The following is a 26,951-nucleotide window of genomic DNA, read 5'->3' on the forward strand; positions in this document are numbered from 1 at the left end:
GGACTGCAGCGGACAAATCAGGCGGAAGCCGGCCCGGCGCGGACCGGAGGACATGGGTCGTCTGCCGGTGCCAACGAAACGGACGCGGGCCCGCGATGGGGTCGACCCGTCAACGGCGCGCAATCCAGCCGTGATGGGGTCGACCGGTCTACGGCGCGCAACCTGGCCGTGATGGGTTGCGCGGTCAGTGGCGCGTGACCTGGCCACAATGGGGGTTGAGCGGTCACCACGGACGCGGCGGACGTGGGGGACGAGAGCCGCGCGGACGCGGCGGGCGGATGCGACACGGACACGGCCGCCGCGGCCGAGCCGCGATGGGGCTGCGCCCTGTGAGGTGGTGTGCGATTCGCCCGGTCTGGGCGAGATGACCGGAATAGGAACAGCCACCGCTTGATCCTTCGAAGTGATCGAAGCTGCGAAGGAGAGACCAAGCGATGGCATCTGTGAGCGTGGATGGTGCCGCGTTCCTGCGCGAGCACATCGAGTCCGCGTCACCCGATCTGCTGCGCACGAGGGTGAAAACGTTCGCCGAGGCGCTCATGTCCGCTGAGGCCGACGCCCTGTGCGGTGCCGGCTACGGGGAGCGCAGCGACGAACGCACCAACCAGCGCAACGGCTACCGGCACCGGGACTGGGACCACCCGCGCGGGCACCGTGGAGCTGGCGATCCCGAAGCTGTCACTACCGTGGGGGTGTCGACTCGGCGGGTGGAGAAGCTCTCGAGCTGCTCGGCATCGCGTCGCTGTCGCGCACCCAGGTGCCGGCGATGGCCGCGCACCTCGACGCGCAGGTCGAGGCGTTCCGCAACCGGCCTCTGGATGCGGCCCCACTACACGTTCGTGTGGACCGACGGGGCCGGGTTCCTGCGGGCGGCTTCGCGCTGCGGTTCGATCGAGGCAAGACTCAACCCGGACCACGGGGTCGTTGCCCGTTCCGTTCGCGCAGAGCCGAACTGGGCCAGGCCGGGTTGGCGGTCGGGACGCCAGGCAGGGGCGGTGTCAGTGCGGTGGACCAGGCAGGGGGTTCGGCGATCAACTGGGCCGGTGACCGCGACGCCGCCCGGTTCGACCCCGCCGCCCAGGTGCCCCGACCGCGACGGCCGCCGGGGAGGAGCGGCACACGCGGCCCGGGACCCGGCGCAGGGTCGGGTCACGGTTCGCTCGGATAGCGCAGCGGCGCTGGGTCACGGTTTCGCTCGGATTCCGCAGCGGCGCCGGGTCACGTTTTGGCCAGGTGCCGCGGCGCGGCTGGGTCACGGTTCGCTCGGATAGCGTGGCGGCGCCGGGTCACGTTTTGCTCAGGCACTGCGGTGGGGCTGGGTCACGGTTTCGGTCGGGTCCTGCGGCTGCGCCTCGGCCCGGTGTGCTTGGTGGACCGGGCCGGGCACTTGGCGTACGGAATTAGGGGCGGACCGCTGAGAGCACGGCCTGGACCGCCGTCGGGGTCTCGACCTCCGACTTGTCGCCGGTCTGGCGGTCGCGGATCTCCACCATGCCGTCGGCCAGCCGCTTGCCGACCACGACGATCGTCGGCACGCCGATGAGCTCCGAGTCGTTGAACTTTACGCCCGGCGAGACGTCCTTGCGGTCGTCGAGCAGCACGGTCAGGCCGGCCGCCTCCAGGTCTGCGGCCAGCGCCGCCGCCCCGTCGCGAATCTCGTCGGTCTTGCCGGCCGCGACCACGTGCACGTCGGCGGGGGAGAGCTCCCGCGGCCAGCATAGCCCGCGCTCGTCGGCGGTCTGCTCGGCGATCACGGCGACGGCCCGGGTGACGCCGATGCCGTAGGAGCCCATGGTCACGACCTGGGCCTTGCCGTTCTGGTCGAGCACCGTCAGGCCGAGGGCCTGCGCATATTTGCGGCCGAGCTGGAAGATGTGGCCGATCTCGATGCCGCGGGCCTGCTCCAGCGCGCCGCCGTCGACCGGGCAGATGTCGCCGTCCTGGATGCGGGCCGCCTCGATCGTGCCGTCGGGGGTGAAGTCGCGGCCGGCGACGAGGTGCGTCACGTGCCGGCCGGGCTCGTCCGCGCCGGTGATCCAGCTCGTGCCGTCCACGACGCGGGGGTCGACGAGGTATCGGATGCCCGAGGAGTTCTTCTCGCCCAGCACGCCGGGGCCGATGTATCCCTTGACGAGCGCCGGATGCGCCGCGAACTCGGCCTCGGTCATCGGCGCCACCTCGGCCGGTGACACGACCGCCTCGACCCGGCGCAGGTCGACCTCGCGGTTGCCGGGTACGCCGACGGCGAGCGGCTCCCGCTTGCCGTCGGGCAGGGTCAGCGTGAGCATGACGTTCTTGAGCGTGTCGGCCGCGGTCCAGGCCCGGTCGTCGCGCTTGAGGTCGGCGCGGCCGTTGAACAGGTCGACCAGCGTCTCGATCGTCGGGGTGTTGGGCGTGTCGACGACCTTCGCCGCGGGCTGCCCCTCGATCGGCAACGCGGCCGGTGGCGGGGTCACGACCGCCTCGACGTTGGCCGCGTAGTCGCCGTTGGCGCAGCGTACGAACGTGTCCTCGCCGATCTCGGCGAGCGCCAGGAACTCCTCGGAGGCGCTGCCGCCCATCGCGCCGCTCATCGCGGAGACGATGACGTAGTCGAGGCCGAACCGCTCGAAGATCTTGATGTAGGCCTCGCGGTGGCGGCCGTAGGCGGCGCGCAGGCCGTCGTCGTCGACGTCGAAGGAGTAGGAGTCCTTCATGACGAACTCGCGGCCGCGCAGGATGCCGGCCCGGGGGCGCGCCTCGTCGCGGTACTTCGACTGGATCTGGTACAGCGTGAGCGGCAGGTCCTTGTACGAGGAGCACAGGTCCTTCACCGTGAGGGTGAACATCTCCTCGTGCGTGGGGCCGAGCAGGTAGTCGGCCTGGCGGCGGTCCTTGAGGCGGAAGAGCGTGTCGCCATACTCCGTCCAGCGCCCCGTCGCCTCGTAGGGCTCGCGCGGCAGCAGCGCCGGGAACGTCAGCTCCTGGCCGCCCGCCGCGTCCATCTCCTCGCGGATGATCCGTTCGACGTTGCGCAGCACCCGCAGGCCCATCGGCAGCATGGTGAAGATGCCCGGCGCGACGCGGCGCACGTAGCCCGCGCGGACCAGCAGCTTGTGGCTGGTCACCTCGGCGTCGGCGGGATCCTCGCGCAGCGTCCGCAGGAACAGCGAGGACATCTTCAGGACCATCTGTGTCCACCTTCTCATGGCCGTTTCCGTCACGTTGGACGATACCGAACCGGCCATTTCGCGGTCTCGCGGGTTTCGGGGCGCCCCGGCAGTACGGCCGGTATGCGTCCCGGCCTGGCCGCCTGCTCAGATGATGATATTTCCGAAAAAAACGGACAATGTGCCGGCGATGCTGACCCGTGACCAGCCCCGGCTTCACCTGCGCCGGTGCCGGCCGAGCCCCCAGCCTCGCCTGGTCGGGCGACACCCGGGGCGCGAAGGCCCTGGTCGTCGACGACCAGGACGCCCCCAGCGGCACCAACGTGCACTGGATCGTGCTCGACGTGCCCGCCGGCGCCACCGGGCAAGGACGACGACCGGCTCACCCAGGACTCCGCCGGCCGCAGGGGCTGGACCCCGCCCTGCCCACCGTCGGGCACGCACCACGACGGCGCCGGCCGCCAGGCCGCCCTCGACGCGCACACCGTCGCCACGGGCCGGCTCACGGGACTCGTCGCGCACTGAACCCGCACCCGGCTTTCACCCGGCCCGGGGATCGCGGCCGCCGATGTCGGGTCCATGCGCCGCCTCCTCGCCACCGTTCTGGCCGTCACCGCCGCCGCGTTCGCCACGGCCGGGCCCGCTTCCGCCGCGACCACCCGCTGGCGGCCCGCCGTCGGCCTGAGCTGGCAGATGCAGTTCACCGGGAAGCTCGACACGAGCGTGAACGCGCAGGTGTACGACATCGACGGCGCCGACTCCACGAAGGCCCAGGTAGCGGCGCTGCACCAGGCCGGCCGGAAGGTCGTGTGCTACGTCGACGCCGGCTCGTACGAGAACTGGCGCGCCGACGCCGCGAAGTTCCCGGCCGCGGTGCGCGGCAAGGCCCTGGACGGCTGGGCCGGCGAGCAGTGGCTGGACGTGCGCGCCTGGGACACGCTGCGCCCGATCCTGGCCGCGCGCTTCGCCGACTGCCAGGCCAAGGGCTTCGACGCCGTCGACCCCGACAACATGGACGGATACAGCAACGACACCGGCTTCCCGCTCACCGCCGCCGACCAGCTGACGTTCAACCGCCGCGTCGCCGACCTCGCGCACTCCCTCGGCCTCGCCGTCGGGCTCAAGAACGACCTCGACCAGGTCCGGGCACTGCAGCCGGCGTTCGACTTCGCGGTCAACGAGTCGTGCGTGAAGTACAAGGAGTGCGGTCTGCTCGCCCCGTTCACCGCGAACGGCAAGCCGGTCTTCCACGTGGAGTACAGTGCCGCGCAGTGCCCCACCCCGGCGTCGCTGCGGTTCGGCAACGTCCGCAAGAAACTCAGCCTGGACGCGTTTCGCGCCGCATGCTGAACCCCGCGCCCCGTTTGTGACATCCGAGCGGTGGACGGGGCCGCGCGTGCCGCCTCGAACGCGGCCCTGGCTGCGAGCACTACGGCGTGCAGCTAGGTCTTGACCCGTTATAAGCCTCGCCTACACTCCGTCGGGTGACGATTCGGGGGCGAGTGCCGGCCAAGGCCGTCGACGCGCTTGTGGTGCTGGGCTTCGTCCTCGGCGCCGTATATGTGCTGGGCCGCCTGTGGGTCGACCCCAACGGGCGCTACCTGCAGCTGAACTTCCAGGACTACTTCCAGTTCGAGTGGTTTCTGACCCACGCCACCGAGGTGTTCACCAAGGGCGAGTCGCCCTTCTTCTCCGACGAGATCAACTCGCCGCAGGGCGTCAACCTGATGGGCAATACGTCCGTCCTGGCCCTTTCCCTGCCGCTGACCCCGATCACACTGTGGCTCGGCGCCGGCGTCTCGTTCGCGATCATCTCGACGCTGGCCCTGGCCGGGACCGCCAGCTCGTGGTACTGGCTGTTCAGCCGCGAACTCGGCCGCTCCCGCCTCGCCGCGGCTGTCGGTGGTGCCTTCCTCGGCTTCGCGCCCGCCATGATGTCGCAGATCGCCGGGCACCCGAACATCGCCGGGCAGTACCTCATCCCGCTGATCATCGCCACCGTGCTGCGCATGCGGCACCCGGGCAAGGTGTGGAAGCACGGGCTGGTGCTGGCCGCGCTCGTGATCGCCCAGGCCGGCATCAACGAGGAGATACTGTTCTTCACCGCGCTCACGCTGGCGATCTTCATCCTCGCGTATGTGCCCTGGAAGCAGCTGCCGGGCCTGGCGAAGATCGTGCTGCCCAAGTCCGCCGTGACGCTGGTGGTGGCCGGGGCCGTGCTCGCCTACCCGCTCTACTTCCAGTTCTTCGGTCCCCAGGCCTACCACGGCCTCGACGCCGCCGTCCGGGCGATCAACCTCGACGCGTACTCGTACGTCAAGTTCGGCCGCTTCTCGATCGCCGGTGACACCGTCGAGGCCGCCCGGCTCAACCGCGGCAACGCCAGCGAGGAGAACAGCTTCTTCGGCTGGCCGCTCGTGGTGGTCCTGGTCGCCGGGGCGATCGCGCTGTGGCGCAACCGGCTGGCCCGCGCGCTGCTCATCACCGGCTTCGTCTTCATGATCATGTCGCTGGGCGACATCATCCGCTTCAACGGCGTCGACCACACCCGCGTCCACGGCCCGTGGAAGTGGATCAGCAAGCTGCCGATCTTCGACTCGGTGGTGCCGACCCGGCTGGGCCTGGTCGTCACGGTCTGCGTCGGCGTCGGCCTGGCCCTGCTGGTCGACAAGCTGGTCGTCGACCGCTTCCGCCGCCCGGCCACCGTCACCGTGGCGGAGCCCGCCCTCGAGCCCGAGCCGGTGCTGGTCGGCTCGTCCGGCCCGGCCGCCACCGACGTGCCGCCGCCCGCGCCGCGCCCGGCCTCGGGCAGCGGCGGCTCCGCCGACCCGGCCCCGCGCCGCAGCCCCCGGCTCGCGCTGGTCTGGGGTGTGGCGATCCTGGCCGCGCTCATCCCGCTCTTCCCGACCCCGCAGCCGGTCGACGGCCGCCCGCCGATCCCGGAGCTGTTCACCGACGGCAACTGGCGCACCAAGCTGCCCCGGAACCCGGTCGTCGCCCCGATGCCGGGCGGCTGGGACGACAACCTCAGGATGATGCGCTGGTCGACGGCGACGAACCTCGAGGTCAAGATGACCGCCGGGTACTTCCTCGGCCCGAACGACACCGTCCCGGACGACAAGTTCGGGCACTTCGGCCCCGGCTACCGCGACTCGATCATGTACCTCAACTGGGCCCGCGGCCAGAAGACCGCACCGGACCCGAGCCAGAAGGAGCGCGACGCGATGCGCGCCGACATCCGGTTCTGGAAGGCGACCAACCTCGTTCTGCCGGCCGGATACCCGAACGTGACGGTCATCCGCGACACGATCGACAAGCTCGTGGCCGGCGACGCCGAGCCCGGCCGGCTCGTCGACGGGGTCTGGCTCTGGGACGTGCGTTCGATCAGTGGCACCGGCTGAGCACCAGCTCCGCGGCCCGGCGGGGGTGCATCTCGGGGATCCAGTGGCGCACGCCGCGCAGGATCTCGAAGGTGTACTCCCCGTCGACCCACTCGCCGCAGCGCCGCGCCAGCCGCTCGGTGACGTACTCGTCGCCGTCGCCCCACGCGAACAGCGTCGGCACGGCCACGCGAGGGAACTCGGAGTCGAGGCGCATCGCGCGGTACCAGTTGAGGGCTCGTCTGCTCCTCGCCTCGGCGTAGCGGTGCGCGTGCGACTCGTCCAGGCCGCTTCTTCGCAGACGGCGCCGCAGGAGCCGCGGGGTCAGAACCAGCTCCGGCAGGACCGGTAGCTGGAAGAGGCCCACGTAGGCCGATCTGCGCAGTTGCCGGAGCCCGGGGCGGGCCCAGGCGCCGCGGTGCGGGACCGAGAACGCCGTCAGCGTGCGGACCCTGTTCGGGTGGCGGCCGGCGACGTGGAAGGCGAGGGCGGCGCCCCAGTCGTGGCCGGCCAGGTGGAAGCGGTCGAGGCCGGCCTGGTCGGCCAGCGCGAGCACGTCGGTGGTCAGGGCGTCCAAGGTGTACGCCTCCCGCTTCCCCGGGCTGTCGGGGGTGTAGCCGCGCAGCTCGGGGACGAGCACCCGCAACCCTTGCGCGGCCAGCAGCGGCGCGACCCCGGCCCAGGCCGCCCGGTCCTGCGGGAAGCCGTGCAGCAGCACGATCGCGTCCCCGCCGGCCCCGCTGTCGTCGGCCGCGAACGTCAGGCCGTCATTGGTGAATCGCACTGGCACTTTTCCGGGATTCGACTCGATCTTCGGTTGCCTAATGTCTTTCTCAACAGCGAGCAACATAACTGAGGAGACATAAAATGAGCGACGTCGACTACGGGCAGTACGAGGCCGGCCAGGAGAGCGAGAGCCTCGACCAGCTGCACCAGGCCGAGGGTTCGGAGGCGGACTACAACAGCCAGTTCGGAGTGTACGAGCAGGACCACTCCGCGGCCGAGTCCACCGACTTCTCGCAGGGCCACCACGTCGAGTACGACGCCCCGGGCGCCGTGCACTTCGAGTCCGACGACTACACCAACTACAGCCACAACGCGGAGGTCGACGACCACGTCTTCGCCGCCGAGGGCTCGGAGTCGATGCACCAGGCCGAGTTCTCGGAGCTCGACGCGCTGCGCGAGCGCATGGACGCGCAGTTCGCCTCGGGCACGATGCTTCGCGCCAACTGAACGCGCTTCATAAAAGGGCGGCCGGAACCATTCCGGCCGCCCTTTTCCGTGCCGGCGTTGTGGAACGAGACCACGCGACCCTGCTCCAGGGCACCGGCTTGATCGTGGGCCTCGAATGCGACGCGAGCGGCTTCCACGGTCCGGGCACGACGACCCGCAGGCCCGCGACCGATCTGTGCCCCTCGTTCGTGCAGCCGCTGGCCGACGGCTGGTTTCTGTTGGTCAACGGCCGCGACGGCGATGCCCATGTGCTGAACACGTCCGCACGGCGAGGCGTCGGGGGTACGTGGGCTGGCCCGGTTCGAGCCCAACCTGGAGCCTCTACCCATCCGACCTGCCGGGGATCACCGGCTGCTACGCCCTGGGCGCCGTGCTGCTTGACGTGAGGTTTCACGTGCAACATCGCATCAGCCGACGGTTTTGTCAGCTTGTGTCCCGATAGGCCAGGCCGGCTTCCGCACCCTTACAGACGCGGAGCTCAGTACCGCCGGGTACGCCGCTCGATGACCTCGTCGGCCGACGGCGGGATGGCGGTGCCCGCCGCCGGCGGGGGCGGCGGAGCGGCGGTGACCACCGTGCGGCGGCGCGAGTTCCAGAAGTACAGGGTCAGGACCAGGCCGACGAGCCCGGCGAGCTGGAGGATCCAGCCGATCGTGTCGAGGTTGAACGGCCCGACGTCCGTGTCGTCGAGCCCGAACGTGAGGATCGCGCCGACAACGATCAGAAGGATGCTTCCGCCGATACCCATCGAAGGCCTCCCGAGGCTGTCTTGGGTAGCTGTCTGTCTGCGTCCGGGTTACCCACGTGCGACGTTCTTCAATCGGGCACGCTTGTGCCATGACCGTGCGCACGCTCATCCTCCTGCGGCACGCCAAGGCCGCCGACCCGGACGACTACGCCACCGACATCGAGCGACCCCTCACCGCGCGCGGGCACCGCGACGCCGCGGCGGCCGGGGACTGGCTGCGATCCGCCGGGCTGAAGCCGGACGCCGTGCTGTGCTCGACCGCCGTACGGACCCGGGAAACGCTGGCGGAGCTGGACGTTCCCGATGTTCCTGTTGTCTATGAGCAGCGGATCTACACTGGGCCGGCGTTCGACACCCTGGAGCTCGTTCAGCAGGTCGAAGCGACGGTCGAGACGCTGCTGCTGGTCGGGCACAACCCCACGATCTCCGATTTGTCCGACGAGCTGGCCCCGCGTGCCCTCACCGACCACGGGCTGGCCACCAGCGGCATCGCGGTGCACCGCTTCGACGGCTCCTGGTCGGGTCTCGCCGCGGCGCCCCTCGTCGATCAGCACACCGCCCGCGGGTAAGCGAAAAGGGGGGAGGGCGTCGTTGCCCTCCCCCCTTTGGCCGGTGAAGAACTACCTTAGAAGGCTTCCTCGGCGAGATGCATGGCGTCGAGCGTCGTGGACTCGATGATCCGGCGGTCGGCGCCGACCCGGGGCAGGACCTCGTGGGCGAAGAACCTCGCCGCGGCGACCTTGCCCTCGTAGAAGGCCTTGTCCGCGGTGGTGACGTCGCCGGCCAGGGCCTTCAGCGCCACCTCGGCCTGCCGCTGCAGCAGCCAGCCGACCACGATGTCGCCGAGGCCGAGCAGGAACCGGCGGGTGTTCAGGGCCACCTTGTACAGCGCCTGCGGCTCGCCCGCCTGGGCCTCGCCCAGCCAGCCAGTGAAGATGCCCAGGATCTGCTGCACCTCGGCCAGCGCCTTGCCCAGCGTCACCCGCTCGACCTTGAGCTGGCCGTTGCCGCCCTCGGCCTCGAGGAACTGCTGGATCTCGCCGGCCACGGTGAGCAGCGCCTTGCCCTGGTCCTTCACGATCTTGCGGAAGACGAGGTCGAGGCTCTGGATCGCGGTCGTACCCTCGTACAGCGTGTCGATCTTCGAGTCGCGCACGTACTGTTCGAGCGGGTAGTCCTGCAGGAAGCCCGAGCCGCCGAAGGTCTGCAGGGACTCGTGGCCGAGCAGCTCGTACGCGCGCTCGGAGCCGACGCCCTTCACGATCGGCAGCAGCAGGTCGTTGACCCGCTTGGCGATCTTCGCGGCCTTCTCGTCGCCGGACGCCTCGGCCAGGGCGACCCTGTCCTGCCAGGTCGCGGTGTAGCAGACCAGGGCGCGCAGGCCCTCGGCGTAGGACTTCTGCATCAGCAGCGAGCGGCGCACGTCCGGGTGGTTGATGATCGTGACCCGCGGCGCGGCCTTGTCGGTGCTGACCAGATCGGCGCCCTGGACGCGGTTCTTGGCGTATTCGAGCGCGTTGAGGTAGCCGGTCGACAGCGCGGCGATCGCCTTGGTGCCGACCATCATCCGGGCGTACTCGATGATGAGGAACATCTGCCGGATGCCCTCGTGCACGTCGCCGAGCAGCCAGCCCTTGGCCGGCACGCCGTGCCCGCCGAAGGTGATCTCGCACGTGGTGGAGACCTTGAGCCCCATCTTGTGTTCGACGTTGGTCACGAAGGCGCCGTTGCGGTCCTTGAGCTCGCCGGTGTCGGCGTCGAAGTGGAACTTCGGCACGACGAACAGCGAGAGCCCCTTGGTGCCGGGCCCGCCCGCGCCGGGCGTGTCCACCGGCCGGGCCAGCACGTAGTGCACGATGTTCTCGGACAGGTCGTGCTCAGCGCTGGTGATGAACCGCTTGACGCCCTCGATGTGCCAGGAGCCGTCGGGCTGCGGGATCGCCTTGGTGCGCCCCGCTCCGACGTCCGAGCCGGCGTCCGGCTCGGTCAGCACCATCGTCGAGCCCCACCGCTTGTCGACGAAGAGCTTCGCCCACTTCTTCTGCTCCTCGGTGCCCTCGATGCGCAGCGTGTTGGCGAAGGAGGGGCCGGAGGCGTACATCCAGATCGGCGCGTTGGACCCGAGCACGAGTTCGGCGAGCGACCACCACAGCGCCCGGGGCGCCGCGGTGCCGTCGAGCTCGGCGGGAAGGTCGAGCCGCCAGAACTCGGCGGCCATGAACGCCTCGTAGGACTGGCGGAACTTCTCCGGCATCCGCACGGAGAACGTCGCGGGGTCGTACACCGGCGGGTTGCGGTCCCCGTCGGTGTAGCTGGCGGCGAGATCCTCGCGGGCCAGCCGGTCCACCTCACCGAGAATGCTGCGGGCCGTGTCCACGTCGACATCGCCGTAGGGTCCCTGCCCGAGAACCTTGTCGACGCCGAAGACCTCGAACAGGTTGAACTCGAGATCCCGCAGGTTGCTCTTGTAATGCGTCATCGCGGAGTGGCCCCGTCTCTAGGTTCTGTGTCGTGCCGACGAGCATGCCCGAGCAGGGTTACCAGCCGGTAACGAATATCTTATTACTCGCCGGTAACGTCGGACAACCCGCACTTGCGAGTGAACCGGACCACAGGTCCTCCTCCTGAGTACCACTTCGGTGCGGTTGAGTAGCGGACACGCCGTCACCGCTGGGTGACGCGGTCGTTGACCGGTTACTCCCAGCCAGAAGGAGGGCCGCGCGATGATCGTCCGTCTCATGGGCTCGCTCTTCGCCCCGAAGTACCCGCGCTTCTACACGGGTCGCCACCGCGCCCCGATGCGCCGCCTGATCCCTCGCCAGCGGGTGATCGAGACGACAGCGGCGTAAGCCCCCGAATCATTACTCAAGGCCAGACCGGGCGAGACCGGCCTGCGGCATGTTCGGCGGTCAGTCGGCGCCGCTCGGGGCGGCGCCCGAGGATCGGCCGAGGTCAACCACGCGGTCCGCCAAGTCGTGGAAACCGGCAGCTACGCGAGGCTCGGCGCGTCCGGCGCTGGGCAGGGTCAGTGGGCGTAGAGGGCGAAATAGATCGCGATGTGGTGGCAGATTGCCGCCACCAGGGTGCAGGCGTGGAAGAACTCGTGGTGGCCGAAGACCGTTGGCCAGGGGTTGGGGCGGCGCAGTGCGTAGAAGACCGCGCCCACCGTGTAGAAGGCGCCGCCCACCAGGGTCAGGACCAATGCTGTCACGCCGCCCGAGTGCAGGATGTCCGGCAGCACGGCGACCGCCACCCAGCCCAGGGCCACGTACAGCGGGGCGTACAGCCAGCGGCGCTTGCTCATGGCCGTGGCCATTTTCATCCCGACGCCCAGGACCGCGCCGCCCCAGACCGTCGCCAGGATCGCCACCCGGGTGTTGCCCTCCAGGAGGAGCACCGAGAACGGGGTGTACGTGCCGGCGATGAAGACGAAGATCATGGAGTGATCGAGGCGGCGCATGATTTTGTACCACTTCTCGGACCACACCCGGCGGTGGTACAAGGCACTCGTGCCGAACAGCGCGACCACCGTCAGGCTGTACACCGCGCAGCTGACGAACGGGCCCCAGCCCGGACGGGCGGCGGCCAGCGAGCACAGCACAATTCCGCAGATCACGGCCACACCCGCCGCGTAGGCGTGCAGCCAGCCCCGCATTCTCGGCTTACCGAGGTCGACCGGGCGCAGTCGGGGTTCGGTCCTCACCGTCACGCTTCCCAGGTTACGGTACCGTAAGTTACCCGCAAGTATCGGCGAGGCGTCTATCGTGACGGGCGTGCGATTTCGCCCTGTCGGCGCCGACGCGCTCCTCCTTGAGGTTGATACGCCCCTGGACTGGTTCGCCGCGCTGGACGCCGAGCGGACCGCGGGGCGGCTCGGCGTCGTGGACATCGTGCCGGGGGCGCGAACAGTCCTGCTCGACGGCGTGGCGGACCCGGCAGGGCTGGCCGAGCGGCTCAGGGACTGGGCGCTCAGCCCGGTGTCGAGGCGGGACCAGCCGCCGCTGTCCGTCGACGTCCGCTTCGACGGGGTGGACCTGCCGTTCGTCGCCGAATTCGCGGGGCTGACGCCGGAACGCGTCGTGGACGTGCTCACCGCGACCGAGCTCAAGGTCGCGTTCTGCGGGTTCGCGCCCGGTTTCGCGTATCTGAGCGGCCTGCCCTGGAACGTCCCGCGCCTGGGCACCCCGCGCACCAGGGTTCCGGCCGGGGCGGTGGCGCTCGCGGCCGAGTTCGCCGGAATCTACCCCACCGCCTCGCCCGGTGGCTGGCGGATCGTCGGGCACAGCGACGCTAAGCTCTTCGACGTCGACCGCAACCCGCCCGCGCTCATGACGCCGGGCCGCACCGTGCGATTCAAGGCAGTATGACGGCAGAACTCAAGATCGAGGTCGCGGGGCCGCTCACCACCGTGCAGGACCTCGGCCGGCCCGGCTACGCGCACCTCGGCGTCCCGCGCTCCGGCGCCCTCGACCGGCCCGCGCTCGAACTCGGCAACCGTCTCGTCGGCAACCCGTGCGGGGCGGCAGGGCTGGAGATCACGTTCGGGCCGTTCGTCGCGGTCGCGGGGCGGGCCGGCACCATCGCGCTCACCGGGGCCGCCGCGCCACTGCGGGTCGGGGGCCGGCCGGCGCCGCTCAACGCGCCCGTGGCGGTGCGGGCCGGGGACCGGATCGAGGTCGGGCGGGCCGTGCTCGGGCTGCGCGCGTACCTCACCGCCGCCGGTGGCATCGCGCCCGACCCGGTGCTGGACAGCCGCTCGACCGACACACTGTCGCTGCTCGGCCCGCCCGTGGTGCGCGCCGGCGACCGGCTCCCGCTCGGGGCCGCGGCCGGCGAGCCGGCGGCCGTGGACCTGGTGCCGCGCCCGGCGATCGGCGGGCCGCTGGTGCTGCGGATCGCGTGGGGGCCGCGCGCCGATCTGTTCACGGATGCGCGGCGGCTGAGCACTGCGGAGTACCGAATCAGCAGCGAGAGCAACCGGGTCGGGGCCCGGCTGTCCGGTCCGGCCCTGACCCGCGCGGACGCCGGGGAGCTGCCCAGCGAGGGCATCGTGCTGGGCGCGGTGCAGGTCCCCGCCGACGGCCACCCGCTCGTCTTTCTCGCGGACCACCCGACGACGGGCGGCTACCCGGTCGTCGCGGTCGTCCACGCCGCCGATCTGCCCCTGCTCGCGCAGGCGCGGCCGGGCGATAGCGTTCGGTTTCGTGGACCTCAACAGTGACCTCGGCGAGGGGTTCGGCATCTGGCGCCTCGGCGACGACGACGCCCTCCTGGCCATCGTGACCAGCGCAAACGTCGCCTGCGGCTTCCACGCCGGGGATCCGTCGACCATGCGCCGGATCAGCGAGCTGGCCGCCGGGCAAGGGGTGCGGGTGGGCGCCCAGGTGAGCTACCGCGACCTGGCCGGCTTCGGGCGGCGCCGCATCGACGTGCCGCCGGAGGAGCTCGCGGACGAACTGCGATACCAGATCGGCGCGCTCGCCGCGTTCGGGCCGGTCGCCTACGTCAAGCCGCACGGCGCCCTCTACAACACCGCCGCCGTCGACGAGGGGCACGCCTCCGCCGTCGTGGAGGCGGCCGCGGTCGCCGGCGGGCTGCCGGTGCTGTGTCAGCCGGGGTCGGTCCTCGCCGGGCTCGCCACCGCGCGCGGGCTGCGGGTCGTGGCCGAGGGCTTCGCCGATCGCGGGTACCTTCCCGACGGCCGCCTCGTCCCGCGTTCTCAGCCCGGCGCGCTCGTCACGGACGTGGCGGCGGTGACCGCCCGCTCGGTGCGGATGGCGGCCGAGGGCGTGGTCGAGGCGGTCGACGGCTCGGTGATCCCGATGCCGGTCGAGTCGATCTGCGTGCACGGCGACACCCCGGGCGCGGTCGGCATGGCCCGGGCGGTGCGATCGGCGCTCATCGGCGCGGGTGTTCCCGTGGTGGCATTCGCGGGCTAGCATATCGATAATCGATATGGAGGTCGCGCGTCATGCGAAAGCCGGACTGGTTTCAGGAGCTGGAAACCGCCCTGGTGGCGGGGATGGTGCTGGTCGGGGCGGCGGGGCCGGTGGTCGCGCTCGCGTTCGGGACGGAGTCACCGCTGCCGGTCCGGGTGCCGGCCGACCTCGTCGACGCGAGCGCCGGGAGCGCCGCCATCGATCCTGACGGGATGGTCGACATCCTGGTCGAGCACCCGGGTATCGGGCAGCTGACCCTGGGTGTGCTCACGTTCCTGCCGACCCTTGCCGTGGTGTTCACGCTGCTCACGGTCCTCTGGCGGATCGTGCGCCGGATCCGCCGCGGCGGGCCGTTCGACGAGCGGATCGTCCGCGGCGTGCGGATTCTCGGCTGGATCGCCGGCGTCGGCGGCCTGGTCGCGGGCTTCGTCGAGGCGTTCGCCGAGGCCGCGCTGAGCATGACCGTTACGGACGGGTTCGGCTTCGGGCTGCCGCTGATACCGGGGCTGCTCGGCTGGGTCCTGGTCGGGATCGGGTGCTTCGCCCTCGCCGAGATCCTGCGCCGGGGCATGGTCATGCGTGCCGAACTCGACACGGTCATCTGATGCCGCCCGAGGAGGAGCACCGGGTCGAGATCGCGCTCGACCGGCTGCTGGCCGAGCGCGGGATGACCCTCACCGAGCTGGCCGACACGGTCGGCGTGACCGTGGTGAACCTGTCGGTGCTCAAGAACGGGCGGGCCCGGGCCATCCGGTTCAGCACCCTCACCGCGCTGTGCGAGGCGCTGGACTGCCAGCCCGGGGACCTTCTGTCCGTACGGCGCTCAGGCGTCCATCCCGCGCAGGATCAGCGGTAGCCGCGTCGCACCGTCCCGCACGACCCGGATCGGCACGCCCCAATCCTGCCGGGTCAGGTGGCAGGCGGGGAACTCGGCGTCGATGTCGCAGGTGGCGGACTGGGCGACCACTTGCAGTACACCCGAGGCCACATCCGGATTGAGGACCAGCCGGCGCCGGAGGTCCCTCGTCACGCCCGCCCCCTCGACGAGCAGCTCCGGGGGCGAGGCCGACACCTCCAGGCGCGTCGACGGGCCGAACGACTCGTCGAGCTTCTGGCCCGGCGCCGGGGTGAAGATCAGGTCGAGCTCCACGTCGCCGGGGGCCAGCACGGTCGGCGGGCGTTCGGTGCGGTGCCGCACGCCGGCGACGTCGACACCGGCCGCGGCCAGGGTGCCCGCGCCCAGCCGGACCAGGCGGTGCGCCCCGGACTCGACCACGACGATGTCGCCCTGCGCGGTCAGCACCAGGTCGCTCGGCTCGGCCAGCCCGTCGAGCACCGTCGTGACCTGACCCTCGGCGATCCGGCGGACGGCGCCGTTGTACGTGTCCGCGACCAGCACGCTGCCGTCGGCGAGCGCCAGCACGCCCAGCGGGTGCTGCAGCAGCGCCTGACCGGCCGGCCCGTCCACGTGCCCGAAGTCGAACAGCCCCTGGCCGGCGGCGGTGTGCATCTCGCCGTCGGAGATCCAGCGTACCGCCGAGGACTCGCTGTCGGCGATCCACAGCCGCCGGCCGTCGGGCGAGGCCGACAGGCCGGACGGCTGGGCCATCCAGACCTCCCGCAGCGGGCCGTCCTTCAGCGCCTCGACGGTCGTCCCGGCGTACGTGCCGGCCGTGCGCTTCACCGGGTCGAACCACCACAGCTGGTGGATGCCGGCCATCGCGATCACGACCCGGTCGTCGTACCACGCCACGTCCCACGGCGAGGACAGGTCCACCACCAGCGAGTCGTGCGCGTCGAAGTCCACGCTCCCACGCCACTGCCGCCCGCTGCCGGCGACCGTGCTCACCTCGCCGGTCGCGAGCTTCAGCCCCCGCAGCAGGTGGTTGACGGTGTCGGCGACGACGACGTCGTATCCGGCGATCTCCGCCACGTCCGGCGGCAGCAGGCACAGCCCGCCCGGCTCCGAGAACTCCGGCTCGGTGCCGTCCTTGCGACCGCGCCGGCCGGTCCCGATGCGCCGCACGAGCGTCTCGTTGTCGGCGTCGAGTTCGGCGAGCGAATGGTGCGTCGAGTCCGACACCAGGAAGTGCCCTTCCGGCAGCGCGAGCGCCTTGCCGGGAAACCTCAAAAGCGATAGATCCGGATTTTGTACGGCAGGTGGCTGGCCTTTTCGGTGCAGTGTCCCTCTGGCCTCGTGGACCCTGATCAGCTCGTCGATGAGCCGGGAAAGCCCCTCGGCGTGTCCCTCGCCGGCCATGTTGGCCACGACGTAGCCCTCGGGGTCGATGACTGTGAGGGTGGGCCAGGCCTTCGCGGCGTATTGCTGCCACATCCCCAGCTCGGGGTCGTCCAGCACCGGATGGTCCACACCGTAGCGCTCGACCGCCGCGGCCAGCGCGTCCGCGTCCTTCTCGTGCTCGAACTTGGGGCTGTGCACGCCGACGGTGACCAGGACGTCGCCGTAGCGCTCCTCCAACGGCCGCAGCTCGTCGAGCACGTGGAGGCAGTTGATGCAGCAGAAGGTCCAGAAGTCGAGCAAAACGATCTTGCCACGCAGGTCGGCCAGGCTGAGGTCTTCGCCGTCGGTGTTCAGCTAGCCGCGCCCGCGCAACTGCGGTGCGCGGACGCGGGCCTTGAGCAGCGGCTCCTCGGTCACTTCTGGCTTGCCGGGCGCAGGCACAGGACCTGGTCCTTCTCACCCTTGTGCTGCAGAACGATGTACGGCTGGCTGGCGTCCGAGCAGCTCTCCGGCTTGTCCACCTTGGAGACGATCCGGAACGCGTCCTTGTCGGAGCAGTCCACGCCGCTCGCGGAGTCCCCGTCCTTCTTGACGCAGGAGTTGACCGCGAAGCTCGTGCCGCCGGTGTTGCTGATCTTCACCACGATCGCCGTGCCCGCGACCGCGACCAGGAAGACCGCGGCCACGATGAGCAGCCCGATGAACAGGCCGCGCTTGCTCTTGGCCGGCGGCTCGGGGGTCGGGATCGGCTCGCCGTCGACGGGGGGAATCTGCGGCGGGTTCTCGCCGGGCATGGTGACGAGGTCGCTGTACCGCGGGCCGCCCGACGCCGGGAACTGCCCTGTCGCGGGCGGGGCCGATGTCTGGTACGTGCCCGCCGTCGGCTCCACCCCGGGGGGCGCCGAGGCCTGGTAGAACCCGGTCGCCCCGGCCCCGCTGACCGGCTGCGCACCGAACGGCGGTGCGCTGGACGGCGGGCCGTCGAACGGTGGGGCGCTGGCGGGCTGGCCCTGGAACAGTGGTGTGCTGGACGGCTGGCCCTGGAACAGCGGCGGTGCGCTGTCGGACTGGCTCTGGAACAGTGGTGCGCTGGGCTGGCCCTGGAACGGCGGCGGGGCGCTGGCGGGCTGGCCTTGGTACGGCGGTGCGCTGGACGGCTGGCCTGGGAACGGCGGGGCGCTGGCGGGCTGGGCGCCGAACGCGGGCGCGCTGGATGGGTGGGTTTCGAACGGCGAGGGGCCGGCCGGTTGAGTGCCGAACGGGGGCGCGCTGGCGGGCGCGGCGGCTGTCGGGTCGGCGGGCTGGTGGACGGGGGCCGGCGGGGCCGAGGTGGGCGGGGAGACCTGCGCCCGGGCGCCGTACGTGCGTGGGGCCGGCTCCGACGGCGGGATCTGGCCCAGGTTTGGCGGGGCGGGGACCTGCGCGGAGCCGGCCGGCGGGGGCGGGGGGACGTGGGCGCTGCCGGTGGGTACGCGGGCGCTGCCGGTCGGGACCCGGGCGGTGCCCGATGCGCCCGGGGCCGGGGCGCCGGAGGACGGGACCGGGGGCGTGGTCGGTGCCCAGGGGTTGGGGTCCTCCGAGGGCGGCGGGGGCGGGGTTGCCGGAGTGAAGCCGGGGAAGCTGCCGATGGGGCCGGGAGGCGGAGGCGCGGCCTGGCCGGGGACCGGCGCCGTGCCGGGGGCGCCCTCGGGAATCGGGGTCGGCGTGGCGGCTTGGCCGTAGGTTGTGCCGCCGTACGTGGTGGGGGTGCCCGCACCGGAGTTCGGGGCCGGCGGGATGACGGCGGGGCTGCCCGGGACGCTGGCCGAACCGGAGGCGCCGGGGACCCGGGCCGAGCCGGACACTCCGGGGACACTGGCGGATCCGGTTGCCCCGGGGGCTTCGGCCGGGCTGACCGGGGTGCCCGGGTATTGGGGCGGCGGGTATTGCGCCGGGTGGGGTGCCTGGGGGCCTGACGGCGGGAAGGGGCCCGGGCGGGCGGGCTCGTCCGACACGCTCGGCTCGTCCTGGGGCTGGGCCGGTGGAGAGGACGGGACGGGGACCGACGCCTTGGCGCGGACGGCCGGGGGGCGGCCCGCCGGCGGCATGCCCGCCGCACTCTCGTCCGGGGTTTCGGACGGGTGCTGCTGGTCGGACGTCATGCGTGCCTCCTGTTGGTCAGACCCTTGCGACCGTAGTCGAACGGGGTGTGACAGCCCAGTGCCGGTACCGACGTTCGTCGGTTCGGTAAAGCAAACCAGTATCGGGCGACAGATGCCGAACCGCCCCGGTCGCTGGCGGGCGCGGCCGGGGCGGTTCACAGTGGGGATCGAGAAGACTAACTACGGTTGATCATGGCGTGGAGTTCGTCGCGGAGGGCCCTGGAGGGGTTCTTGGCGATGGCACGCTCGATGGCGTCCATGCGGCGGGCGGCGGCGCGGCGGGCCTTGAAGCGCTCGAAGAAGGTGCTCATGACGGGCTCCTCGGGTGGGATGTGTAAGGGACGTTCCGGCTGCACATTCATTACACGCCCAACGCGAGATCCACAGCCAGCGAATATGAGGTGACGAGCCCCACCCGCCAACGATTCGTCGGCGGATGGCCTGCGTAAACGCCATGTTCGTCGGTCATGTGACAGTGTCCGCGGCCGTCCGCTGAGGCCACCCGGGGCGAATTGGCCTGGTCGGCGGCCGCGAGGGGTTGCGGGACGGCCCGCGGTTCGTTCGCTCGGTTCGCCGGGTCGGTACGACGGTGCGCACTGGATGCCCGTCGCGCTGCTGAATCGGATTTATGCCCTATCGGGTGAAAAAGCCGATACCGAGAATCCGCCAGTGGGTCAAAGGTCGCGCCTTGTCGGGCCGGAGCCCCGGCGCTGGGACCTGTCGCCCCCGCGGACACTCCGGTGGGTAGGTGGGGCCGGGGCCTATCGGGGAGTGGTCCAAGAGAGGTCGGTGGTTGGTCAAGGTCGCGTCTTGCCGGGGTGGTGCCGTGACACTGGACCTGCCGCGCCGGTGGGTGGGTAGGTGGGGCTGGGGCCTGTTGGCGGGCGGCCGGTCAAGATCGTGTTTCGTTGGGGGTGCCGTGGGTGGGTGCCTGATGTCGGGCGTTGTGAGTCGTGGCCGGAACGGCGTCCGGCTTGGCGAACGAAGGCTCGTGGGAAGGCCGGCGGTATGCGGAAACTGCTCGGCCCGGGCCGGCGAATCGCCGGCCCGGGCCGAGGACGGGATTTGCCTGGTCAGCTCCAGGCCAGCAGGGAGCCCTCCGGGTCCTCCAGGAACGCGCCTATGTCGCGGAGGAACTTGGAGCCGAGTTCGCCGTCGATGATGCGGTGGTCGAAGGACAGGCCGAGGGTTGTGACCTGGCGGATCTTGATCTTGCCCTTGTGGACCCAGGGCTGTTCGCGTACGGCGCCGAAGCACAGGATCCCGGACTCGCCCGGGGGCAGGATCGGGGTGCCGGTGTCGATGCCGAAGACGCCGACGCTGGTGATCGTGAAGGTGCCGCCGGTCATGTCGGCCGGGGGAGTCCGGCCCTCGCGGGCCGTGCCGACCAGGGCGGTCAGCGCGTCCGCGAGCTCTCGCGTGGTCAGGTCCTGGGCGTCCTTGATGTTCGGCACGATCAGGCCGCGCTGGGTGGCGGCCGCGATCCCCAGGTTGACGTAGTGCTTGACGACGATCTCGTCGCCGGCCCAGGTCGAGTTGACCATCGGGTGGCGGCGCAGCGCCACCAGGGCGGCCTTGGCCACCATGAGCAGCGGCGAGACCCGCACGTCCCGCCAGTCGCGGTGGGCCTTGAGCCGTTCGAGGGCCTTCATCGACCGGGTCACGTCGACCGTGAGGAACTCGGTCACGTGGGGTGCGGTGAACGCGCTGGCCACCATGTTCTCGGCGGTCAGCTTCCGCACGCCCTTGACCGGGATGCGCTCCTCGCGCTCGCCCGGGGCCCGGGTGGCGACGGCCGCGGGGGCCGCTTGGGCGGCGAGCACGTCGTCGCGGGTGATCGAGCCCTGCGGGCCGTTGCCGACGAGGGTGCCGAGGTCGATGCCGAGGTCCCGGGCCAGCTTGCGGACCGGGGGCTTGGCCAGGACCGGCCCGTTGCGCGGCGCCGGAGCGGTCGGCTGGGGCGCGGTCGGGGCCGCCTGGGCGCGGGCGGGTTCCGGCTGGGGCGGCGCCGCAGGCACACGGGGTACGGCTGCCGGGGTTGAAACCGGCGCGGGCGCCGCGGTCCGCGCGCGGCGCTTGGCCACCGCGGTCCTGGGTCCGTAGCCCACCAGCACGGCGGTGCGGCCGCCGGGGGCGGGGCCGCCGATCAGGCCCGGCTCCACGGGAGCGTCGCCGGCCACCTCGACGGCGGCCAGGGACTCAGCCGAGGGCTGCGGCAGGTCGTCGGCGGGCAGCTCGCCCGCGCCGGGGTCGGTGTCGATCGCGATGATCGGCTGGCCGACCTCGACCATCGTGCCCTCGGCGTGGAAGATCCTGGTGACCTTGCCGGCCCACTTCGCCGGGATCTCGACCGCCGCCTTCGCGGTCTCGACCTCGACGATCGGCTGGTTGAGCGTGATTGTGTCGCCCACGCCGACGAGCCACTTGAGGATCTCGCCCTCGGTGAGGCCCTCGCCGAGGTCGGGCAGGTTGAATTCCTTGACCCTGGTCATCGGCGGCCCCCTAGAACCCGAACGAGCGGTCGACGGCGTCGAGCACCCGGTCCAGGTCCGGCAGGTACTCCTCCTCCAGGCGCGCGGCCGGGTACGGCGTGTCGAAGCCGGTCACCCGCAGGACCGGGGCCTCCAGGGAGTAGAAGCACTCCTCGGTGACCCGGGCCGCGATCTCGGAGCCGAGGCCCAGGTTGCCGGGCGCCTCGTGCACGACGACCGCGCGGCCGGTGCGGCGCACGGAGTCGTACACCGGCCCCATGTCCAGCGGCGAGAGCGTGCGCAGGTCGATGACCTCCAGCGAGCGGCCGTCCTCCTGCGCCGCGGTGGCGGCGTCGAGGGCGGTGCGGACCATGGGGCCGTAGGCGATCACGGTGGCGTCGGTGCCGGGCCGGGCGATGCGGGATGCGTGCAGCGGCAGGCTCGCCGAGTCGACGTTGACCTGCCCCTTCTCCCAGTAGCGGCGCTTGGGCTCCATGAAGATGATCGGATCGTCGGACTCGATCGACTGCTGGATCATCCAGTATGCGTCGTCGGGGGTCGCGGGCGAGACGACCTTGAGGCCGGCGGTGTGCGCGAAGTACGCCTCCGGCGACTCCGAGTGGTGCTCGACCGCGCCGATGCCGCCGCCGAACGGGATCCGGATGACGATCGGCAGGCTGATCTTGCCGCTGGAGCGGTAGTGCAGCTTGGCGACCTGGGAGACGATCTGGTCGTACGCCGGGTAGACGAACCCGTCGAACTGGATCTCGCAGACCGGGCGGTAGCCGCGGATGGCCAGGCCGACCGCGGTGCCGATGATGCCGGACTCGGCCAGCGGGGTGTCGATGACCCGGTCGTCGCCGAAGTCCTTCTGCAGCCCGTCGGTGATGCGGAAGACGCCGCCGAGCTTGCCGACGTCCTCGCCCATGATCAGGACCTTGTCGTCGCGCTCCATGGCGCGGCGCAGGCCGGTGTTGAGCGCCTTGCCGATCGAGAGGTTCTCCGCGGCGGCCATCAGTGCCCACTCCCCTCGAAGGACGCGAGGTACTTGGCGAACTGTTCCTTCTGCTGTGCGAGCTCGGGGGAGCCGTGCGGGTATACGTGGTCGAACAGTGTCAAGGGGTTGGGGTCGGGCATGCTGAGCACCCGTTCGCGCAGGTCGACCGCGGCGACCCGGGCCTCCTCGTCGATGCCGTCGAAGAAGTCGTCCTTCGCCATGCCCTGCTTGGTCAGGAACGCGCGCAGGCGCTTGATCGGGTCCTTGGCCTGCCAGGCCTCGACCTCGCTGGCGATCCGGTAGCGCGTCGGGTCGTCGGAGGTGGTGTGGGCGCCCATGCGGTACGTGTACGCCTCGATCAGCGACGGGCCCTGGCCGTGCCGGGCGTCGTCGAGCGCCTTGCGGGTCACCGCGTAGCAGGCGAGCACGTCGTTGCCGTCGACCCGCAGTCCGGGGAAGCCGAAGCCGCTGGCGCGGTGGTACAGCGGGACGCGGGTCTGGCGCTCCAGCGGCTCGGAGATCGCGTACTGGTTGTTCTGGCAGAAGAACACCAGCGGCGCGTTGAAGACCGACGCCCAGATGAAGGCCTCGTTCACGTCGCCCTGGCTGGTGGCGCCGTCGCCGAAGTACGCGATGACCGCCTCGCCGTCGTCCGAGCCGACCTTGCCGTCCTTGACCACGCCCATGGCGTAACCGGTCGCGTGCAGGGTTTGCGCGCCGATGACGATCGTGTACATGTTGAACTTGAACTCGTTCGGATCCCAGGCGCCCTGGTCGACCCCGCGGAACAGGCTCAGCGGCATGATCGGGTCGATGCCGCGGGTGTAGAGCACGCCGTGTTCGCGATACGTCGGGAAGGCCATGTCCTGCGCCCGCAGCGCCCGGCCCGAGCCGACCTGGGCCGCCTCCTGGCCCAGCAGGCTCGCCCAGATGCCGAGCTCGCCCTGGCGCTGCAGGGCGGTCGCCTCCGCGTCGAGCTTCCGGACCACGACCAGGTCGTGGTAGAGCGAGCGGTACTCCTCGTCGGTGAAGTCGACCGTGTAGTCAGGGTGTTCGACCCGGTCGCCCTCGGGGGTTAGCAGCTGCACGAACGCGGGTTCAGGCGCGGCCCGTTTCGTGTGCGTCCGGGCCTTGACGTCGCCCTTCGCCATCCGTTTCTCCCTGTCGTCTCTCGCGTCGGCAGCGGGGGTTGACCCTGCCGCGCGGCGGGGGTGTCTGCCACGCGGCGACCCGGTGGGGTCGGCGCGCCGCAGTGTGGGCATGACGTTGGTCATTCCGCCGTCATGCCCGGGAGCCGGCCCCGGGGCTCTGCCTCGCAGGGTATGCGGAGGCTACGGCCCCGTTGCCGGTGTGTGTCCAGCATCGCAGAAGGCATGTGGTTCGACACCATGGAGTCGGCCCGCACCGTCGGGCTAATACCGAAAAATCCCCCTAGTCCGGGCAGATCTCTGGTCGTTTCCCTGCGTTAAGCCGGTTGTATTCGACGTTGGGAGCTCTGGTGTCCTCGGACGTGCGCCACCATCGGCCGTTCTCGCCCAACCGGCGGCCGCTGCTGATCTCCGCGCTGCTCGTGCTGCTGACCTCGGTCCCGACGATGATCGTCGTGGCCGCGGGGAGCGCGACGCTGGACAGCGCGCCGGCGACCCGGACCCCGGTCGTCGCCGACCCTCAGCCCGGCCCCGTGGTGGTCGGCTCGTCGGGCCTGCACCCCTCGGGACCCGTGGACCGCCACTCGCTCGGCCCCGTCCCGACCGCTCCCCAGCCGCCGGTCCGGCCGCGGTCGTCCTCCAGGGGCGGTTTTGGCGGCGGTACGGCGAGTAGGGTCCCCTTGCGCCCCTCGGTGGAGGTCTCACCGCCGCCGCCACCCTCGAGCGACGGGACGCCGATTCAAGACCGGGCCTGGCCCGGGTGGGACAGCCATCTGAAGGAGTCGGGTATCCGTCAGGGGCGGTCGACCGGTCGATTCCGGTCGGCCGATTCGGCTTTCGGGTGTCTACCGTCCGGCCCTGGTGTTGGAGTTGCGCGTGATGACCGCCCATGCCGTGGCGAACGGCTTGCAGGGCCACTGCGGGCACCCCGCCGTGCAGCCCACCGCGGGCCGGCCGGGCACGGGCTGGTGACGCTCGACCCGGCGCCGCGCGTCGGTCACCGCGTGGTCGTAGATGATGGTCATCAAGGCTCCTCAGACGCGCTGGGCCGCGGGCGTGGTCCACAGCAGCCACGCGTTGTAGAGCTGCTGCGCCGTGGCCAGCGCGGCCTCGGCGGAACGGAACACGGCGACCTCGGTCTCGCCGTTGCCGAGGCGCCAGCTGAGCACCGCCTGGTCGGGTAGCTCGTGCCCCCAGGCGACGATCTGGGGGTGGTCGTCGTCGAGTGGATCAGCGACAATGCCGAAGAGTCGTGGTGCCCCTTCGAGCAGGAGCGTGTCGTCTTCGAACACCACTGATCTCCCCTCCGGCCGAGGTGCGATCTGACGCATCCAGAATGCACGTGCAGGTTTCGTGCGGCAATACGCTTCGGTGAAGTTGAGTAGAGCAAGCCAATCGCTCAGGCTGCAGCGCGCTTGCGCACTACCTCGGTAACGGACACACTCGTCTTGAGTAATGGAGGTGAGCGGTGTCCAGCACCCACAGCCCCACGTTTCCCCGATTCCAGTTGGGCAAGCAACTGCGCGAGTTGCGCGAGCGCGCCCGGCTGACGACGGAGGACGTCGGCCTGCAGCTGGACTGCTCTCCGAGCACCGTCAGCCGGATGGAGGGCGGGAAGGTCGGAATCCGCCGCAGCACGCTGGAGCGGCTGCTCGAGATTTACGACGTTCACGATCAGGCGCAGATCGACACATTGGTCGTGCTGGCCCGGCAGGGCAAGACGCGCGGCTGGTTCGCCCGCTACGGCGATCTGCCGGCGAGCTACTCCCGTTACATCGGGCTGGAGTCCAGCGCGATCGAGATGCGCGACTACGAGGCGCTCGTGGTGCCCGGGATGCTGCAGACGGAGGAGTACACGCGGGCCCTGCTCGCGGCCTCCTCACCCGCGGACTCCGACGACGCCGTCGAGGCCCACGTCACGGCGCGCCGCGATCGGCAGAACCTGCTCAGCCGCGCCGAACAGCCATTGCAGCTCATAACGGTCCTCGACGAGAGCGTGATCCGGCGCTCCATCGGCGGGCCCGACGTCATGCGGTCGCAGCTCAAGCACCTGGCCGACATGGGCCGGGTGAGAAACGTGACGATCCAGATCCTGCCTTTCTCCGGAGGGGCATACGCCGGCATGGCTGGATCGTTCGCGATTCTCAAGTTCCAAGATGCACCAAGCGTCGTGTACGCGGAGGCCATGACCGGCGACATCTACCCGGACGCCGACGATGTTCAGCGCTATCGCGACGTGTTCGAGAACCTGCGAGCTGCCGCGCTCAGCCCGTTGGAGTCGATCAAGATGATCGAGGACTCGGCGAACTGAGTCCGGCCCTGACAAGAAGGAGTGCGCAGATGGCTGCGCTGAACGAGCAGTGGCACAAGCCCACGCGGAGCGGTAACAACGGACAGTGCGTCGAGGCACGGTTCGTGGACGGCGCCGTCGAGGTCCGCAACTCCAACTCCCCCGAGGCGGGCTCGGTTCGCTTCACCCGCGCGGAATGGGAGACCTTCATCGCCGCGGTCGACGAGGATGGCGAATTCCGCCTTCCCTAACGTGAACTCCCGCTCCCGAGTCGGAGCGGTCCGGAAGTGAACGGCACAGCGAAGGGACGACCCCCGACCGGGTCGTCCCTTCGTCGTAGCTGCGAGCCATTTGCGATGCTAACGCGCCGGTAGCGGTCCGGGTACTTCGTGCCCCTCAGTGCGCGTGATGCTGCAAAAGTTGCGAATCGGGCCCGGTAGCAATCCTGCGATGTGGGTGTCGCGGTGGGGCCGACGGAGTAACTATGAGTTATGACCACTCAGGTGTCGCCGGCGGCGCAGGTGTCCGCGCTGACGATTCGGGCCTACCGCCCGACGGATCATCGGGAGTGCCGGCAGCTGTGGGCCGAGATGACCGCGGCGGATGCGGGGCTCTACGGCTCCTCGTCCTCGGATGACTCGGGGGCCGAGTTCGAGGAGTACCTCACGCGGCTCGATCTTTCCGGCATGTGGGTGGCCACCGACGTCGGGGGCGGGGTGGTCGGCATGGTCGGGCTGCTGCTCGACGGGCGGGGCGGGCAGGTTGAGCCGCTCGTCGTGTCGTCGGCCCGCCGGGGCGAGGGGGTCGGGCGGGCGCTGCTGTCGCACGTGGCCGACCAGGCGCGGCGGCGGGGGTTGGGGCAGTTGAGCATTTCGCCTTCGGCCCGCAACGTCGATGCGCTGCGGTGTCTGCACGCGGCCGGTTACGACGCTCTGGCCCGGGTCACCTTGTCCATGGAGTTGAACCGGCGGGAATCCGTGTTCGAGGACGGGATCGATCTGCATTCGCTTCGGTTTCGGTACTGAGTTTTCCCGATTAGTCGGGCGCTCCGCGCCGCGACTAATCGGTTATTTCGTATTACTGTGGTCTTTGTCCGTTTCTGCTGGCGTGCTTAGCCGACCTCGGGCGTTCGCGCCAGGGGGTGTGGACGGGATCGGCCGGTTATCCACAGGAAAAATTCGTCGTTCCGGGGGCGGTGGGCGCGGGTTCAGGC

Annotated in this window: 26 protein-coding genes and 2 pseudogenes; 15 read left to right on the forward strand and 13 right to left on the reverse strand. The window is 70.7% G+C overall.

Annotated elements, in window-relative coordinates; all coding sequences use genetic code 11:
- Positions 1–434: 434 nt before the first annotated feature.
- Positions 435–820 (forward strand): annotated as a pseudogene (locus ACQPY0_RS01370) (transposase); the annotation flags it as partial.
- A 580-nt stretch (positions 821–1,400) separates the two neighbouring features.
- Here ACQPY0_RS01370 and ACQPY0_RS01375 read toward each other — a convergent pair.
- Positions 1,401–3,170, reverse strand: a complete 1,770-nt coding sequence (locus ACQPY0_RS01375) for a proline--tRNA ligase (protein ID WP_432994902.1) — start codon at positions 3,168–3,170, stop codon at positions 1,401–1,403.
- Between the two features lie 179 nt (positions 3,171–3,349).
- On the opposite strand from ACQPY0_RS01375, the pseudogene ACQPY0_RS01380 reads away from it, so the two are divergent.
- From ACQPY0_RS01380 to ACQPY0_RS01390, 3 genes and pseudogenes are all read left to right on the forward strand, one after another.
- Positions 3,350–3,451 (forward strand): annotated as a pseudogene (locus ACQPY0_RS01380) (hypothetical protein); the annotation flags it as partial.
- 277 nt (positions 3,452–3,728) lie between these two features.
- Positions 3,729–4,499, forward strand: coding sequence for an endo alpha-1,4 polygalactosaminidase (locus tag ACQPY0_RS01385; RefSeq protein WP_432983371.1), 771 nt, complete (start codon positions 3,729–3,731; stop codon positions 4,497–4,499).
- Between the two features lie 134 nt (positions 4,500–4,633).
- Positions 4,634–6,550 carry a DUF6541 family protein gene (locus ACQPY0_RS01390; protein WP_432983374.1) on the forward strand — a complete coding sequence of 639 codons (1,917 nt, stop codon included), beginning with the start codon at positions 4,634–4,636 and terminating at the stop codon, positions 6,548–6,550.
- Here the strand turns inward: ACQPY0_RS01390 and ACQPY0_RS01395 are convergent.
- Complete coding sequence (locus ACQPY0_RS01395) at positions 6,534–7,313, reverse strand: alpha/beta fold hydrolase (RefSeq protein ID WP_432983377.1); 780 nt, start codon at positions 7,311–7,313, stop codon at positions 6,534–6,536. The genes ACQPY0_RS01390 and ACQPY0_RS01395 overlap by 17 nt on opposite strands.
- Before the next feature lie 83 nt (positions 7,314–7,396).
- Here ACQPY0_RS01395 and ACQPY0_RS01400 point away from each other — a divergent pair, with 83 nt between their 5' ends.
- Positions 7,397–7,762 carry a hypothetical protein gene (locus tag ACQPY0_RS01400; protein WP_432983380.1) on the forward strand — a complete coding sequence of 122 codons (366 nt, stop codon included), beginning with the start codon at positions 7,397–7,399 and terminating at the stop codon, positions 7,760–7,762.
- A gap of 478 nt (positions 7,763–8,240) precedes the next feature.
- On the opposite strand, the gene ACQPY0_RS01405 is transcribed toward ACQPY0_RS01400, so the two are convergent.
- Positions 8,241–8,510: a DUF6458 family protein gene (locus ACQPY0_RS01405; protein ID WP_432983383.1), complete on the reverse strand. Its 270-nt coding sequence runs from the start codon at positions 8,508–8,510 to the stop codon at positions 8,241–8,243.
- 89 nt (positions 8,511–8,599) lie between these two features.
- On the opposite strand from ACQPY0_RS01405, the gene ACQPY0_RS01410 reads away from it, so the two are divergent.
- A complete protein-coding gene (locus ACQPY0_RS01410; RefSeq protein WP_432983386.1) occupies positions 8,600–9,079 on the forward strand; it encodes a SixA phosphatase family protein in 480 nt (159 codons plus the stop codon).
- Between the two features lie 56 nt (positions 9,080–9,135).
- On the opposite strand, the gene ACQPY0_RS01415 is transcribed toward ACQPY0_RS01410, so the two are convergent.
- Positions 9,136–10,989 (reverse strand): acyl-CoA dehydrogenase, encoded by a 1,854-nt coding sequence (locus ACQPY0_RS01415; RefSeq protein WP_432983389.1) that lies wholly within the window; start codon positions 10,987–10,989, stop codon positions 9,136–9,138.
- Positions 10,990–11,233: 244 nt separating this feature from the next.
- Between ACQPY0_RS01415 and ACQPY0_RS01420 the strand changes: the two genes are divergently transcribed.
- Positions 11,234–11,359, forward strand: a complete 126-nt coding sequence (locus ACQPY0_RS01420) for a hypothetical protein (protein WP_432983392.1) — start codon at positions 11,234–11,236, stop codon at positions 11,357–11,359.
- A 176-nt stretch (positions 11,360–11,535) separates the two neighbouring features.
- Here the strand turns inward: ACQPY0_RS01420 and trhA are convergent, their stop codons facing one another.
- A complete protein-coding gene (gene trhA / locus ACQPY0_RS01425; RefSeq protein WP_432994904.1) occupies positions 11,536–12,165 on the reverse strand; it encodes a PAQR family membrane homeostasis protein TrhA in 630 nt (209 codons plus the stop codon).
- 118 nt (positions 12,166–12,283) lie between these two features.
- Here trhA and ACQPY0_RS01430 point away from each other — a divergent pair, with 118 nt between their 5' ends.
- Genes ACQPY0_RS01430 through ACQPY0_RS01450 form a run of 5 tightly spaced genes read left to right on the forward strand, consistent with a single transcriptional unit; the run spans position 12,284 to position 15,305 of the window.
- Positions 12,284–12,877: a 5-oxoprolinase subunit B family protein gene (locus ACQPY0_RS01430; protein ID WP_432983395.1), complete on the forward strand. Its 594-nt coding sequence runs from the start codon at positions 12,284–12,286 to the stop codon at positions 12,875–12,877.
- Positions 12,874–13,731, forward strand: coding sequence for a biotin-dependent carboxyltransferase family protein (locus ACQPY0_RS01435; RefSeq protein ID WP_432983398.1), 858 nt, complete (start codon positions 12,874–12,876; stop codon positions 13,729–13,731). Before ACQPY0_RS01430 ends, ACQPY0_RS01435 begins: the two co-directional genes overlap by 4 nt.
- Positions 13,715–14,449 (forward strand): LamB/YcsF family protein, encoded by a 735-nt coding sequence (locus ACQPY0_RS01440; protein ID WP_432983401.1) that lies wholly within the window; start codon positions 13,715–13,717, stop codon positions 14,447–14,449. The genes ACQPY0_RS01435 and ACQPY0_RS01440 overlap by 17 nt, the downstream gene beginning before the upstream one ends.
- Positions 14,450–14,481: 32 nt before the next feature.
- Entirely contained in the window at positions 14,482–15,054 is a 573-nt protein-coding gene (locus ACQPY0_RS01445) for a DUF2975 domain-containing protein (RefSeq protein ID WP_432983404.1), read from the forward strand.
- Positions 15,054–15,305 carry a helix-turn-helix domain-containing protein gene (locus tag ACQPY0_RS01450; protein WP_432983407.1) on the forward strand — a complete coding sequence of 84 codons (252 nt, stop codon included), beginning with the start codon at positions 15,054–15,056 and terminating at the stop codon, positions 15,303–15,305. Before ACQPY0_RS01445 ends, ACQPY0_RS01450 begins: the two co-directional genes overlap by 1 nt.
- Here ACQPY0_RS01450 and ACQPY0_RS01455 read toward each other — a convergent pair.
- The 8 genes from ACQPY0_RS01455 to ACQPY0_RS01490 form a co-directional block, all read right to left on the reverse strand.
- The gene (locus ACQPY0_RS01455) at positions 15,273–17,045 is read right to left on the reverse strand and encodes an NHL domain-containing thioredoxin family protein (RefSeq protein WP_432994906.1); all 1,773 of its coding nucleotides are present in this window, start codon (positions 17,043–17,045) and stop codon (positions 15,273–15,275) included. The two genes, ACQPY0_RS01450 and ACQPY0_RS01455, sit on opposite strands and share 33 nt — an antisense overlap.
- 59 nt (positions 17,046–17,104) lie before the next feature.
- Positions 17,105–18,832 (reverse strand): LppU/SCO3897 family protein, encoded by a 1,728-nt coding sequence (locus ACQPY0_RS01460; protein WP_432983410.1) that lies wholly within the window; start codon positions 18,830–18,832, stop codon positions 17,105–17,107.
- A 176-nt stretch (positions 18,833–19,008) separates the two neighbouring features.
- Complete coding sequence (locus ACQPY0_RS01465) at positions 19,009–19,143, reverse strand: hypothetical protein (RefSeq protein ID WP_432983413.1); 135 nt, start codon at positions 19,141–19,143, stop codon at positions 19,009–19,011.
- 762 nt (positions 19,144–19,905) lie between these two features.
- A complete protein-coding gene (locus ACQPY0_RS01470; RefSeq protein WP_432983416.1) occupies positions 19,906–21,324 on the reverse strand; it encodes a dihydrolipoamide acetyltransferase family protein in 1,419 nt (472 codons plus the stop codon).
- A gap of 10 nt (positions 21,325–21,334) precedes the next feature.
- Entirely contained in the window at positions 21,335–22,318 is a 984-nt protein-coding gene (locus ACQPY0_RS01475; protein WP_432983419.1) for an alpha-ketoacid dehydrogenase subunit beta, read from the reverse strand.
- Positions 22,318–23,451, reverse strand: a complete 1,134-nt coding sequence (gene pdhA, locus ACQPY0_RS01480; RefSeq protein WP_432983422.1) for a pyruvate dehydrogenase (acetyl-transferring) E1 component subunit alpha — start codon at positions 23,449–23,451, stop codon at positions 22,318–22,320. Before pdhA ends, ACQPY0_RS01475 begins: the two co-directional genes overlap by 1 nt.
- Positions 23,452–24,293: 842 nt before the next feature.
- Positions 24,294–24,473, reverse strand: a complete 180-nt coding sequence (locus tag ACQPY0_RS01485; RefSeq protein ID WP_432983425.1) for a hypothetical protein — start codon at positions 24,471–24,473, stop codon at positions 24,294–24,296.
- 9 nt (positions 24,474–24,482) lie between these two features.
- The gene (locus ACQPY0_RS01490) at positions 24,483–24,740 is read right to left on the reverse strand and encodes a hypothetical protein (protein ID WP_432983428.1); all 258 of its coding nucleotides are present in this window, start codon (positions 24,738–24,740) and stop codon (positions 24,483–24,485) included.
- Positions 24,741–24,916: 176 nt separating this feature from the next.
- Between ACQPY0_RS01490 and ACQPY0_RS01495 the strand changes: the two genes are divergently transcribed.
- The 3 genes from ACQPY0_RS01495 to ACQPY0_RS01505 all read left to right on the forward strand — a co-directional run bounded on the left by ACQPY0_RS01495 (position 24,917) and on the right by ACQPY0_RS01505 (position 26,763).
- On the forward strand, positions 24,917–25,759 hold the full coding sequence (locus tag ACQPY0_RS01495; RefSeq protein ID WP_432983431.1) for a helix-turn-helix domain-containing protein: 843 nt from the start codon (positions 24,917–24,919) through the stop codon (positions 25,757–25,759).
- Between the two features lie 29 nt (positions 25,760–25,788).
- Positions 25,789–25,989: a DUF397 domain-containing protein gene (locus ACQPY0_RS01500; RefSeq protein WP_432983434.1), complete on the forward strand. Its 201-nt coding sequence runs from the start codon at positions 25,789–25,791 to the stop codon at positions 25,987–25,989.
- 240 nt (positions 25,990–26,229) lie between these two features.
- On the forward strand, positions 26,230–26,763 hold the full coding sequence (locus ACQPY0_RS01505; RefSeq protein WP_432983437.1) for an N-acetyltransferase family protein: 534 nt from the start codon (positions 26,230–26,232) through the stop codon (positions 26,761–26,763).
- Positions 26,764–26,951: the final 188 nt, after the last annotated feature.

The sequence above is a fragment of the Dactylosporangium sp. CA-233914 genome, assembly GCF_050942935.1.
Lineage (GTDB): Bacteria > Actinomycetota > Actinomycetes > Mycobacteriales > Micromonosporaceae > Dactylosporangium.